The organism is Psychrobacter sp. (assembly GCF_030457785.1).
Taxonomy (GTDB): Bacteria; Pseudomonadota; Gammaproteobacteria; order Pseudomonadales; family Moraxellaceae; genus Psychrobacter.
Window position 1 is genome coordinate 1 of the sequence record NZ_JAKDUI010000044.1, and the last position, 14,126, is coordinate 14,126.

Annotated in this window: 7 protein-coding genes; 6 read left to right on the forward strand and 1 reads right to left on the reverse strand. The window is 44.4% G+C overall.

The features are described 5' to 3' along the window. The first annotated feature begins 162 nt into the window (after positions 1 to 162). The 5 genes from aroB (at position 163) to L0J61_RS03775 (ending at position 11,195) form a co-directional block, all read left to right on the forward strand. Positions 163 to 1,275 carry a 3-dehydroquinate synthase gene (gene aroB, locus L0J61_RS03755; RefSeq protein ID WP_301464980.1) on the forward strand — a complete coding sequence of 371 codons (1,113 nt, stop codon included), beginning with the start codon at positions 163 to 165 and terminating at the stop codon, positions 1,273 to 1,275. 101 nt (positions 1,276 to 1,376) lie between these two features. Then, positions 1,377 to 2,453: a hypothetical protein gene (locus L0J61_RS03760; protein WP_301464981.1), complete on the forward strand. Its 1,077-nt coding sequence runs from the start codon at positions 1,377 to 1,379 to the stop codon at positions 2,451 to 2,453. Positions 2,454 to 3,484: 1,031 nt separating this feature from the next. Next, complete coding sequence (gene gltB, locus L0J61_RS03765; protein WP_301464982.1) at positions 3,485 to 7,948, forward strand: glutamate synthase large subunit; 4,464 nt, start codon at positions 3,485 to 3,487, stop codon at positions 7,946 to 7,948. A gap of 176 nt (positions 7,949 to 8,124) precedes the next feature. Further along, on the forward strand, positions 8,125 to 9,546 hold the full coding sequence (locus L0J61_RS03770; protein WP_301464983.1) for an FAD-dependent oxidoreductase: 1,422 nt from the start codon (positions 8,125 to 8,127) through the stop codon (positions 9,544 to 9,546). Positions 9,547 to 9,959: 413 nt separating this feature from the next. Continuing rightward, the gene (locus tag L0J61_RS03775; RefSeq protein ID WP_301464984.1) at positions 9,960 to 11,195 is read left to right on the forward strand and encodes an FUSC family protein; all 1,236 of its coding nucleotides are present in this window, start codon (positions 9,960 to 9,962) and stop codon (positions 11,193 to 11,195) included. A gap of 99 nt (positions 11,196 to 11,294) precedes the next feature. Here L0J61_RS03775 and L0J61_RS03780 read toward each other — a convergent pair whose 3' ends face one another. After that, on the reverse strand, positions 11,295 to 12,407 hold the full coding sequence (locus L0J61_RS03780; RefSeq protein WP_301464985.1) for a PotD/PotF family extracellular solute-binding protein: 1,113 nt from the start codon (positions 12,405 to 12,407) through the stop codon (positions 11,295 to 11,297). A gap of 556 nt (positions 12,408 to 12,963) precedes the next feature. On the opposite strand from L0J61_RS03780, the gene L0J61_RS03785 reads away from it, so the two are divergent. Beyond that, positions 12,964 to 13,764: a 3-oxoacyl-ACP reductase gene (locus L0J61_RS03785; protein WP_301464986.1), complete on the forward strand. Its 801-nt coding sequence runs from the start codon at positions 12,964 to 12,966 to the stop codon at positions 13,762 to 13,764. The last annotated feature ends 362 nt before the right edge of the window (positions 13,765 to 14,126 follow it).

Sequence of the window (14,126 nt, forward strand, 5' to 3'; positions counted from 1 at the left end):
AGCTGAAAACCTTGAGAAAATGGTGTGATATTTAATCCTTATCTACTACAGCCCCATAATCATAATTACTAACTGGCTATATTTTCTAAGTTTTGTACTCTAAGTTTCGCACTCTGAGTTTCGCCAGTTTTGTATTACTTTAAAACGCTTAAGGAGTATCTCATGGCAGCGCCACTATTTCTTGATGGTTTAACCGTTCATACGCAAAGCCATGACTACCCAATTGTGATTACAGAAAATGCTGCTGCAAATGGTAGTATGGCTCAACAAATCATGCCTCACATCACGGGCCGCCAAGTACTTATCGTTACCAATGATACTGTGGCACCGCTTTATTTGAAGGCATTAGAAGAAGAGCTAGCGTGTCAATATAGGGTTGAGGTTTGTACGCTTGCAGATGGTGAGCAATATAAGAATCAAACCAGTATCAATCAAATTTATGACGTATTGATGGCACAGCACTTTAATCGCGACGTCACGCTGATCGCGTTAGGTGGCGGTGTGGTTGGCGATATGACAGGCTTTGCTGCAGCAAGCTTTATGCGCGGGGTCAACTTCATCCAAATTCCAACGACGTTATTGTCACAGGTCGACTCAAGCGTCGGCGGAAAAACTGGCATCAATCATGCGCAAGGTAAAAATATGATTGGCGCTTTTTGGCAGCCGCAAATGGTGCTTGCGGATATGAGTACTCTTAAAACCCTGCCTCCGCGAGAGCTGTCAGCAGGACTTGCTGAAGTCATAAAATACGCATTGATCATGGATATAAAGTTTTTAGACTGGCTGGAGATAAACCTGCCTGCCATGATGGCGTTGGATCTTGCAGTACTTGGCGAAGCGGTCAAACGTTGTTGTCAGTATAAGGCTGATATCGTAGCGCAAGACGAAAGAGAGTCAGGTGTACGCGCCTTATTAAACTTTGGTCATACTTTCGGTCATGTAATAGAAACTCACGAAGGTTACGGTAATTGGTTGCATGGTGAGGCGGTTGCTGCTGGAATGGTGCAAGCTGCTGAGCTGTCTGAGAAGATTGGATGGTTAACCAGTGAAGAAGTGGCTCGTGTCAAACGAGTTTTAGTCTTGGCAAACTTGCCGATCGCGCCGCCATCGATAGAAGTGCAAACCGCTTTGAGTTTGATGGGCCATGACAAAAAGGTGAAACACGGACAAATCCGCCTTATTTTGTTAAAATCTTTAGGTGATGCGGTATTAACCACAGATTTTGAGCCATCGCTATTAACAGATGTATTAGGGCAACATGTAGTGAAAAGTTAGCTCGCTCCCTCTAATAGACGAGTGACGAGTGATAAGACAGTCACTTTATCTGAATGAGCTGCTATTTTGCTCTTAAATGTATTTTTACCAAGGACATTCTCATGGCAGCACCAAAATCGACGACGCGTAGCGCCAGCCAGTCATATCGCCGTCAAGCATTGATTTGGTTGATGGTGACTTTGTTGCTAGGCGTTGTTACGGCTCTGGTTTGGATGTTTAGTCAAACGCCAGCGATGGGGGCCAAAATAGAAAATGCACCGATATCAGCACCTGAAGAATTGAGCGATGAGCTTGAGCAGCCGTTGAAAATAGAGTCTTTGAATGAGCTTGATACTGATGTACAGCCGCTGAGCTTTGAAGCCACAATTCGTGATCTGCGTAACTACCCCGCTGAGTTTAAAGATAAACGTTATTTGCTTGCTAACAAAGGCAAGTGGACGGTTCAGGTGATGAATGTTGCTGAGAACGATGTGATTGTCAGCTACTTAGAAGGTCGTGATGACCGCGAAAAGTTTTCTTATTTTCGCTACCTTGATGATGAAGACCAAGCACGATATATGTTGACTTACGGTTTGATGAGTAGCCCGCAAGAAGCCATTGGTGCTGCCAAACTGATAGACTTTAAGTTGCCCGCTGATGTCCGTGTGCTGCCAGAAGAAATCAATCGCTACATTGGTATCATTGATAATTATGAGCGTTCAGAACCATTAAAAGATTTGAGCACCCAACGCAGTCGCTCTGTCAATCTACAGCCAACTGAAAGCGAAGTGCCAGTTCGCCAACAAGCTGAACCTGAAGAGACACAAGATGCTGATAGCAGTGAGGAAAGTATCCGTCAGTCTGCTGATACTTCTGATACCTTGTCGGTTACTGAAGAGCGTGTTGTGGATGAGGAGGAAGAGTCGTCTGTGGATACCGCTGAGGGTGAAGACGGAGAAAATGAAGGTCAGAGTCAGCCTGCAGCATCAGGTGCCAACAACAATACCAACAGCAACAATACCAATAATAGTCCGCCCGTCGTACCAACGCCTAGACCGCCAAGTAGTTCTAACAGCGCAAACAATGCGTCAAATACCAGTACCCAGGGTGCGAATGCTGGTGGTGGTACAAGCAATAATCCAAATGCCTCAAACAACCAGGACAGTATAAAGCAGCTGATAGAAGAGAGAAGTAATTAACCTTCAAAGGTCTCTATTTTTGTTACTTATGCAGCCGTAGGTGCGGTTATCTTTGGTCTAATACAATATAGGTTTAACGAAGGCGAGTGTGAGTAATATGAAGCGGCAGCATGGGCTTTACTATTTTACCCCTGAACAGTCCTGGTGTTGTATCTAAGCATTCGCCTCGTCAAGACGAATGAAAAAAGTCCATTAGAAAAGTTAATGGGCTTTTTTTTGGCATCCCATCAAGCCCACTAAACATATAAATCAGGTGATGGATGACACGACCTAAGTAACTCATCATGAGTTGGGTGGAAAAACCAATCATATTTTGGTTATGCTAATGTTTTGATAGGGTTTTACTCGGCATTATGAGTGATAGTAATAAGTTCTCTTACAAAATATGGAGAATGAATCGGTAGAAAAGACTAGATTTTTTGGCAATCATTAACTAATATAACAGTGGGCGACGTTCTGTATAGTTATCGTTAAAACTATGTAGCGAATAACTGGTCAGTAATCACTGGCACGTATCAGGTCGTTGCTAAGGTTTGTTGTCCTAAGCGCAGCTACTCGTCATGAACATTGAAGCGACGACAAGTAGGACAGCCTCTTTTATGTTCACTCTTTTTGGAGTGAATAAAGCGCTTGAATACAGAGCGTCAAATATTCAAAATGAATCAAAAGCACCGTTGTTGGTATCTGACCAGTCAAGTCTAAGCGCTCAGTACAACGCGGTAACAAGCGATACTCAGGTCCACAACACTATATGATTGATGACTGAGTAACTGGTATATCGGATTGTTTTTGTCCTGAGGCCAGGTCTAATACTTGCAGTCTGTTAATGCGCCAATTATCTGTTAAAAAATCATATAATGACCAGGAGGTCAAGTTGCTTGCCTGACCCTATTGGTTTGATGTTTCAGAGTGTCACATCAATTATTAATTCGGATATACGAATATTAATTATCAGCCCGTTCTGCCTACGGGTGTCGGCTTATTCTCCACATTGGATGTATAAGCCGCCCGTTCACTTACAAGGACTAGCCATGTCAATGATTTCTTCCCATACGCATTTGGCCACGCCAGATGACTTTTCTGATAACTGTGGTTTTGGTTTGATCGCTCACATTGAAGGTGAGGCCAGCCATGATTTAGTAGAAACGGCCATCCATAGTCTGAGCTGCATGACCCACCGCGGCGGTGTTGCTGCTGATGGGAAGACGGGTGACGGTTGTGGCTTACTGTTGGCAAAGCCTACTGAGTTTTTTAAACAAATAGCCGCTGAACAGCAATTAACGGTGACAGAGAATTTTGCAGTGGGAATGGTTTTTGTCAATCTAGATGAAGCCAAAGCCAAACACAGTCAGGAAGTGCTAAGCGAAGAGATTGAAGCGCAGGGGCTCGAGGTAGCAGGCTGGCGCGATGTGCCGCTCGATTTGAGTATTGTTGGTGAGATTGGTCGAGAGACTTTGCCTGACTTTAAGCAAGTTTTTGTCAATGCCTCCGATGATCTGAAAGCAGAAGACTTTAACCGCAAGCTATTTGTAGCACGTAAAAAAGCAGAGCAGCGCTTAGTAGATGACGAACTGTTTTATGTTTGCTCGCTGAGTTGTCAGACGATTATTTATAAAGGTTTGGTAATGCCGTCGGACTTACCAGCGTTTTTCTTGGATTTGCAAGACAACCGATTGGCCTCGCACATCGTGGTATTCCATCAGCGTTTTTCTACCAATACTTTACCTCGTTGGCCTTTGGCGCAGCCGTTCCGTTATTTGGCACACAATGGTGAGTTAAATACCATCACCGGTAACCGTAATTGGTCTGCAGCACGGACACCAAAGTTAAAGTCAGAAAAATTACCAAATTTAAATCAACTCACACCGTTGGTGAATACCACTGGATCTGACTCATCAAGCTTAGATAATATGCTTGAAGTGCTGATGTCAGGTGGCATGAATCTGTTCCACTCTATGTCAGTTTTGGTGCCACCCGCTTGGCAAAATGTCGATAGCATGGATATGGACTTGCGTGCATTTTATGAGTTTTACTCGCAGCATATGGAAGCGTGGGACGGCCCTGCAGGCTTAGTGATTCAAGATGGTCGCTATGCGGTCTGTATGCTCGATCGTAATGGTCTACGTCCGTCACGTTGGGTGACTACTAAGAATGGCTACATCACGGTAGCTTCAGAGGTAGGTGTTTGGGATTACGATCCTAAAGATGTGTTGGCCAAGGGTCGTGTGGGTCCAGGTCAAATGCTGGTTATTGATACTGAAACTGGCCAGATTATGGATACTGAAGCCGTTGCTACCATATTGAAGGAAGCGCACCCGTATCGGAAATGGTTGCGTGATGAAGCGACTCGTATCCGTGACGATGAGCGTCTAGAAGAGGAGCTGGCGGCGCAAGCATGCCGCGGCGATAAGCTCAAAGCACTACAAAAAATGTATCATATTACGAATGAAGAGCGTACAGAAATCATTCGCCCCAATGCCGAAAATGGTCAAGAGCCAGTTGGTTCGATGGGTGATGATACGCCAATGGCAGTTTTATCTCAGCAAATTCGCCATGTTGGAGATTTCTTCCGTCAGCAGTTCGCTCAGGTGACCAATCCTCCAATCGATCCATTGCGTGAAGCGATTGTAATGTCACTACAAACTTGCTTGGGTGCAGAGACCAATGTGTTTTCACCAACTGCGCGGGATGCTCATCGAGTCATATTGTCGTCACCAGTGCTATCAGCTAGCAAAATGCAACAGCTGGAAACATTGGATGATCCTGCCTTTACACTCGCGCGTGTCGACTTAAATTACGATCGCAATCTTGGGTTATCAGAAGCCATCACGGCTATCTGCGAGGAAGTTGCGAGTAATATTCGTGATGGCCGTACCCTAATTGTATTGTCTGATAAAGATATCGATGCCGATAAAGTGCCTGCTAACGCTATCATGGTGACTGGTGCTGTGCATCATTATCTCATCAGCCAAGGTATCCGTACTGATGCGAATTTGATCATTGAAACTGGCTTGGCCCGCGACTCGCATCAAATTGCGGTGTTGATTGGTTTTGGTGCGACCTGCGTTTATCCGTACTTAGCCTATGATGTTATCGATAACTTAGTCGCCAGTGGCGAGCTACTTGGTGATCCGATTCAAGCACGAGCCAACTTCCGTAAAGGCTTGGATAAAGGATTGCTCAAGATCTTATCAAAAATGGGTATTTCGACGATTGTTTCGTATCGTGGTGCTCAGTTGTTCGAAGCAGTCGGACTTTCTGAAGAAGTGGTTAGCCAGTGTTTTAAAGGCGTCCAGAGCCGTATTAAAGGTGCTACCTTTGCCGATTTGGCTGCTGATCAGGCACAATTAGCCGCTAATGCATTTAAACGTCGCGCACCATTAGACCAAGGCGGCCTGCTGAAATTCGTCTTTAATAAAGAGTATCACGCATTTAATCCGGACGTGATCAACAGTTTACATACTGCGGTACGCACTGGCGATTTTGAGAACTATCGCCAGTATGCAGATTTGGTCAATAGCCGTCCTGTAGCCACGCTGCGTGACTTGCTGAAACTCAAAACCGATAACTCTATTGATATTGACGAAGTAGAAGATATCTCAGCAATCCTGCCACGTTTTGATTCGGCAGGTATGTCATTAGGTGCCCTATCTCCAGAAGCTCATGAATCCATTGCGATGGCGATGAATACCATCGGTGGGCGTTCAAACTCTGGTGAAGGCGGTGAAGATCCAGTACGCTACGGTACTTTGCGCAACTCAAAAATCAAACAGGTTGCTTCTGGGCGTTTTGGTGTGACACCTGCGTACTTACGTTCAGCAGAAGTTATGCAGATCAAGGTTGCGCAAGGCGCGAAACCTGGTGAAGGTGGTCAGCTACCAGGTGGTAAGGTCAATGCTTTGATTGCACGCCTGCGTTACTCTGTGCCTGGTGTGACACTGATTTCACCACCTCCACACCATGATATTTATTCAATCGAAGATTTGGCTCAGCTGATTTTTGATTTGAAACAAGTCAACCCTGATGCATTGGTATCAGTAAAGCTGGTATCACGTCCAGGGGTAGGTACAATCGCGACAGGTGTCGCAAAAGCCTATGCTGATTTGATCACCGTCTCAGGTTATGATGGTGGTACTGCGGCTTCTCCGCTGTCATCTATCCATCACGCAGGGTCACCGTGGGAGTTAGGTCTTGCTGAAACCCACCAGTCGCTACGAGTTAACGGCCTACGTGACAAAGTACGAGTGCAAACAGATGGTGGCCTGAAGACTGGTCTTGATGTCGTGAAAGCCGCTATTCTCGGTGCAGAAAGCTTTGGCTTTGGTACTACGCCAATGATTGCGGTTGGTTGTAAATACCTACGTATCTGCCACTTGAATAACTGCCCAACTGGTGTTGCTACGCAAAAAGGCAAGTTACGTGATGAGCATTTCATCGGTGAAGCGGAGATGTTGATTAACTTCTTTAAATTCGTGGCCACTGAAACGCGTGAATGGCTTGCTGCACTAGGTGTAAGAAGCATGGAAGAGTTGGTCGGTCGTACTGACTTACTTGACGTGCTAGAGGGTAATACGGACAAGCAGCGCCATTTAGATTTAACCCCATTATTATTCAGCCATCCAGCCAGTAGTGGCAAAGCGCAAACCTGTCAGGTTGAGCGCAACGAGCCGTTTGATAAAGGGCTGCTTGCTGAGCAGATGATCAATGATATGCACCTCAATATCCGTCAAGGTCAAGGCGGTGAGTATAGCTATCGTGTCGGTAACTGTGATCGCTCTATCGGTGCTCGTATCTCAGGCGAGATTGCGCGATTGTGGGGCAATCTTGGTATGAGTGACACTCCAATCAAACTGCGTCTGACAGGCACGGCCGGTCAAAGCTTGGGTGTTTGGAATGCAGGTGGTTTAAACATCGAGCTAGAAGGCGATGCCAATGACTATGTAGGTAAAGGCATGGCAGGTGGTGAGATTGTTATTTATCCACCGAAAGATTCTAGCTATACCGCACATCAGACGGCCATCGTTGGTAACACCTGTTTATACGGTGCGACAGGCGGCAAGTTGTATGCTGCAGGTACAGCTGGTGAGCGCTTTGGTGTACGTAATTCGGGTGTGCATGCTGTCATCGAGGGCACCGGCGATCATTGCTGTGAATACATGACAGGCGGTATCGTCACCATTCTTGGACGTACTGGTCTTAACTTTGGTGCAGGTATGACAGGTGGATTCGCTTATGTATTGGATATGGAAGGTGATTTCTTTGACCGCTGCAACCACGAGCTGATCGATTTGAACCGTATCTCTAGTGAGCAGACAGAAGAACATCGTATTTATTTAGAACGAGTGCTTGAAACCCATGTGGAAAAAACAGGCAGTGCTTGGGGTCAGACGATATTGGATGATTTTGAGCATTATGTGCGCAAATTCTATTTGGTCAAGCCAAAAGCGGCGAACATCGCCAGCCTTCTAAAAACCACTATGGCGGACCCACAGTAGCTAGCTGAGAAACTTTAATCATTAACCACTGATAAATATAGTTCTTATTCAGTGAGTTAATGAAGGATTTAATACATACGTTTTTAGCAGGTAAGTGTCAGTCACGATATATAATTTTTAAGTCGTTGACTGCCACAGCCCACTATATAAAGCCACATATAGAAGAGATATTTCCCATGGCAAAACGCTTAGCAAATAGTTTTCAGTTTTTAGATACTCCACGATTCGAGCCGAACAAAAAGGACATTGCCACTCGTTCTACCGAGTTTGTTGAAATTTACAAACCATTTGAGAGTGAAGCAGTGGTGCAGCAATCGCATCGTTGTCTTGAGTGCGGAAACCCTTATTGTGAATGGAAGTGCCCCGTTCACAACTACATTCCAAACTGGCTCAAACTGGCGACCGAAGGTCAGATCTTTCAAGCAGCTGAGTTGTGTCACCGTACTAACACTCTGCCTGAGGTCTGCGGTCGTGTTTGTCCCCAAGATCGTTTGTGTGAAGGCGCTTGTACACTGAACGATGGTTTTGGTGCAGTGACTATCGGCAATGTTGAGAAATACATTAACGATACTGCTTTTGCCCTTGGCTGGCGCCCAGATATGTCTGATGTCGTTTGGACAGATAAAAAAGTCGCTATCATTGGTGCAGGACCAGCAGGTTTAGGCTGCGCAGATATATTGGTAAGAAACGGTGTCAAGCCAGTGGTGTTTGATAAACGCCCTGAAATCGGCGGTTTATTAACTTTCGGTATTCCAGAGTTTAAGATGGAAAAAGATGTCATGCGTAATCGTCGTGTCATCTTCGAAGGCATGGGCATTGAGTTTCGTCTTGAGACCGAAATCGGTACTGATATTAGCATTGATGAGTTGCTAAGTGATTACGACGCGGTGTTTATGGGTATGGGTACTTATACTTATATGCGTGGTGGCTTTGCAGGGGAAGAGTTAGAAGGAGTTTATGATGCGCTTGACTACTTGATTGCCAACGTCAATCGCTGCAACGACTGGGAAAAAGACCCAGAAGAGTATATTGATTTCAAAGGTAAAAAAGTAGTAGTGCTTGGCGGTGGTGATACAGCGATGGATTGTAATCGTACCAGTATTCGCCAAGGGGCCGAGCAAGTATTCTGTGCTTACCGTCGTGATGAGGAAAATATGCCAGGATCGCGCCGCGAAGTGGTCAACGCCCGTGAAGAAGGGGTTCAGTTTTTATTCAACCGTCAGCCAACAGAAATTATTGGCTTGAATGGCAAGGTAAATGGTGTAAAAGTCGTCACTACTCAGTTGGGTGAGCCAGATAATCGTGGTCGCCAACGTCCTGAGCCTATCCCTAATTCTGAAGAAATTATTCCTTGTGATGCAGTGATTATGGCCTTTGGTTTCCGTCCTAGTCCTGCTGATTGGCTAGAAACGCAGCAAGTTTCGATGGACAGCTCTGGCCGTGTTGTGGCTCTCGAAGAGCAGACTTATAAGTTCCAAACCAGTAACCCAAAAATCTTTGCAGGTGGGGATATGGTGCGTGGTTCTGACCTAGTCGTGACAGCGATCTGGGAAGGCCGTGAAGCAGCAGAAGGTATCCTAGATTATTTAGAGGTATAATGCCTAGCATACTTCTATCTAGTGAGCGACAGGCATATTTCTTGCTGTTGACAATAACGTCTTTTATCTTGTAACGGATAAAAGGCGTTATTTTTTTGCTGAGCGCTATGAGGGAGTCATGAGGAAATTAAGTTATATTTATCTTTCGTTGATACGCTTCTTTGATTGCTACTAATTTTCCAAAACGGTATTTCAAATATGGCAAAAACCGAGGATAATGCAGTTTTCTTGGCTAGTGCTGCAAATCACAGCGTATTTAGCATTTATCTTTTTTAATAAAAGTCGTAGCTGGTTTTTACGAGAGCACTAAATTACGAGAACACTAAATCCGTGAAAAATACTTATATTTGCCTCTAACTAAAGAGTGTCGTGTAAAAGCATTCTATATCAACATACTAAGAGAGTTATTCTGCGTGAAACTAAAATTTTGGCAGCGCTTCAGTTTACCGTTCATCGAGCCCTATGTTCGCTATCAACATGCAAGTGTTTTGCATGCCATACGCTTAGGCATAGCCGTCGTATTGGCGTTGTTGGCCAATATGATCACCAACTTTCCACACGGAGAGTGGACGACAATTACGGTTTTTATTATTTTAGGATTACTGCAGTATCAAGGCGCAATATATACTAAGGCTAAAGAGCGAGTTCTGGGTACAGTTTTGGGTATTGTTGCCGCGATTATTGTTTTGTTATTTAGCCAAAATATCAGCTCATGGATTTGGTTGGATTTTGCATTGATTGGTGTGCTTAGCGGTATCATCGGCTATTACGCCATCAAACAACTGGGTTATACAGGGCTATTGACTGGTATCACCATGTTGATGATTATTTCTGACTTAGGTCACGATGCCATTGTTCAGGATGGGATTTACCGTGCTCTTAATATCATAATTGGTACGGTCGTTTCCGTGGCGGTGACATTGATTTTGCCACTCAAATCAACCTTAATGTGGCGGTTTTTATTGGCTAATAACCTTGAAACCTGTAGTAATTTATATGCAGGTGTTGGCAGTCATATTGATTCGGAGGAGCAAGCACCCAAGCCTTTTAAGTACAGCAAAGGTGTTCGTTCAGCCAGTGCCAGTTACTCAGCGGTCAGTAGTACACCTGATACGCCAATCAATAAATCTCTGGTAAAAGATTTACAGCAGATTAATAAACGACTGCTTGCGGTACGCCCGCAGATCGCGGCGACGGCTCGAGAGTCCGGTATTGAAAAAGAAACGCTAGAAACCATTCAGCGTACCCATCGTAATATCATTGGTACTATCGACTTGTTGCTGAGTGCGGCACCACGTTTGGCAAATATAGAAATTGATGAAGACAATCGTATTTTACTGACACACTATCAACATGAGTTGAAACAAGCCATGTTGTATATGGCAGCGGTACTACGCAGTCCGAGCGATGAAGTGTTTCGACCCATCACGCGAATAGCTGTCTCTGAATATCCTAGTGTGGGTAACTTAGGGTTTGAATGGCAGGGTTATTTTTGGTTGACGCAAACGTTGCAGGCGCAGCTGCAGAGTCTTAGTGACTTACTGCAACAAACTAAGCCAAAATGGTTTGCTGCTTCTGGATTGAGTTATCAGCGTCGTGAGCAACGTCGCATTGAGAATAAAGGTGGGGAGACAGACCTACATCTGTAAACAAAAAAACGCCGACTATTAAGAGTCGGCATTTTTATTTGTAGCCTGTAGTATGGGTTTTTAATTCTACACTGATGTTCCATTTTCAAGGAGCTGTTTCTAACGACTGGTTTTCAACTGGTCCCAATACTGTTGATAGACTTGCAACGCTTCATCTCCGACATCTTCTTGGAATTCGGCATTTGCGAGTACTTCTTGAGACGGGTAAATCGTTGGGTTGTTGCGTACTTCTTCGTCCATCAGCTCTCGTGCAGCCATGTTTGGTGAAGCATAACCAATTTCCTCACTCACGATTTTAGCGTTTTCAGGACGGAGTAGGTAGTCGATAAACTGGTGTGCCGCATCAACTTGCTTAGCGTTTTTAGGAATGACAAAGTTGTCCATCCACAGTATCGCCCCTTCACTAGGGTATTTGTATACCAAGCTGGTCAGGCCTTCGTCATTGGCCATGACTGCTTCACCATTCCATGTCATCCCGAGTGAAGTCTCACCCTCGATATAAGGCATGCGTGTCGCATCTGAGTTAAAGGTTTTGACGTTTGGCATCAAGCTAGTGAGCTTGTCATAAGCGGCTTCGATTTCCTCAGGGTTGCTACTGTTGCCAGAGTAACCAAGCGTCAGGAGTGCCATGCCAAACACTTCGCGCACATCGTTGGTCAGCATGACTTGACCTTCATAGTCAGGGCTCCATAGGTCTTCCCAACTATTGACGGTTTCAGGATCAACAGTATCGCCATTGATGGCCAAACCAGTGCTACCCCACATATAAGGGACAGAGTATTTGTTTTCTGGATCGACTTCGGTGTTGGTGAATGATGTATCGAGGTTGCTGAAGTTACTTAGCTTTGATTTATCCAGCTCTTGCAGCAGTCCTTCATTGGCCATTTTTTCGACATAATATGTCGATGGAACCGCTAGATCATATTGGCTCGAATCATCGAGCAGTTTTAATTTGGCATACATCGCTTCGTTTGAATCAAAAGTGGTGTAATTGACTGCGATACCTGTTTCTTCTTCAAAACCATCAAGAATTTCTTGTGGCATGTATTCAGACCAGTTGTACAAGTTGAGTGTTGTGCTGCCTGCCTCGTCACTGCCGTCAGCAGCGGTAGTCTCAGAGTTGCTACAACTGGCGAGTACTAGACCGACAGCCATTGCCAATAATGCTTTCGGTACTATACGAGCCGAAATGTTCGATGATAAATGAGTCAAAATATTCCTCCAAAATAAAAATGATGCAAACCAGGGTGTGCCCTCAATCTGAATAGCAACCTTCAGATGGGCTAAAATGGTTAAATAGCCAGTCACACTATTATGGCTACTTGTTTTCATAATTTAAAGGAAATATTGTGACGGTGATTAAGGTGGTGATAAGTGGGGTTTATATTAGTGCATGTCAAACATTCACCAGTATATGAATTAGGCCTTGTCCTCAATGCAATCGATAGTTATCTAAATGGATTAAAAATGGTTAAATGTTGCCAAACACCGTCAAGTATCTATCAAGTACCTATCAAATAGTTATCAAATAGCTGACTAATGTCTCGATACTATATAATATTATCTGCGCTATTTTCCTTATTTGACTGCCATTTATCTCATTTTTATGATCATGTTTGAAATGAAGAACCGCCCTAGCAATTCTCAGATTCCGGCAGACAAAAGAAGATCTGCAATCATGCTATGATAAGTACGAACTTAAGGTGGTGACGCCATGAGTTTAACAACTTAAATAGGCCAACCCTAATATAATAATAAAGGATAAAAGATGACGACTCAGAATCAATCGGTAGTACCAAGTCTTCTGACGAATAAAGTGGCAATTGTCACTGGTGCGAGTCGCGGGCTTGGCGCGCAAATAGCCAAACAAATGGCAGCAGCAGGCGCTGCAGTATGTGTTAATTATCTAAACAGTAAAGCAGCAGCAGAAACGGTAGTAGCAGATATTGAAGCAGCAGGTGGGCAGGCCTTTGCTTATCAAGCTGATGTCACTGAGCTTGAGCCAGTGGAAGCGATGGCTAAAGAAGTCACTGCTCGCTACGGTAGTATTGATGTGTTGGTAAACAACGCCTTACCAAGCTATCAGTTCAACCCAACAGCTAATAATACCAGTATTGCTACTGTCGAATGGTCGCACTTCTCTCAACAGATGGATGGCATCGTCAAGGGTGCAGTCAACACGGTACAAGCAGTATTGCCGCAGATGAAAACTCAGAAAATGGGTAAGATTATCAATATCTCGACCAACCTCGTTTATAACCCGGTGGTCACTTATTATGATTACACCACTGCTAAATCTGCACTCATTGGTTTGACACGCAACTTGGCAAGCGAGCTAGGACAATACGGTATCCGTGTCAATTTGCTGGCAGGTGGTCTGCTAAAGACGACTGACGCAAGCAGCCTCACTACAGAAGAAGTATTTGACTATATCGCAACGACTACACCATTGCGGGAAACGACCTCAGTGGCTGATTTTGCCAATTCTGTCATACTAATGGCCTCGGATTTGAGTGCAGCGATTACTGGACAGTCCATCGCGGTCGATGGTGGTTTGACGATGCCGTAGCGTAGTGTAGTGTCTTGTCGGGTAGGATTGTGTAGGTAGGAAGCATTTCGTATTTTCATTTACGATGCCACTTCTATGCCTGGTATAAACCCCATGCTTGATATAGACTCCATACACGCTCAATCCGTATCAATGATTGGTAAACGATAGATTAGAAGCACTCTGATCTATCGTTTTTTATTTTGTGTGCCCACTTTTTGGGTGTTTATGATTTATAAATTGTTAAAAATTGCAAACAATTTGTTTTATCATGCAAAAGTATTTGTTTCTGTTGTTCAGCTATGTTTCAATTGCTACTTTTTATAAAAATACCCCACTCTCAACTTGAAATAAGCAAATCAAACTGAAGAGGCGGATTACCA

Bases quoted from the DNA above. Each gene is read 5' to 3' on its own strand.
- aroB (WP_301464980.1), top strand. From the start codon at position 163: ATGGCAGCGCCACTATTTCTTGATGGTTTAACCGTTCATACGCAAAGC.
- L0J61_RS03785 (WP_301464986.1), top strand. From the start codon at position 12,964: ATGACGACTCAGAATCAATCGGTAGTACCAAGTCTTCTGACGAATAAA.
- L0J61_RS03760 (WP_301464981.1), top strand. From the start codon at position 1,377: ATGGCAGCACCAAAATCGACGACGCGTAGCGCCAGCCAGTCATATCGC.
- L0J61_RS03770 (WP_301464983.1), top strand. From the start codon at position 8,125: ATGGCAAAACGCTTAGCAAATAGTTTTCAGTTTTTAGATACTCCACGA.
- gltB (WP_301464982.1), top strand. From the start codon at position 3,485: ATGTCAATGATTTCTTCCCATACGCATTTGGCCACGCCAGATGACTTT.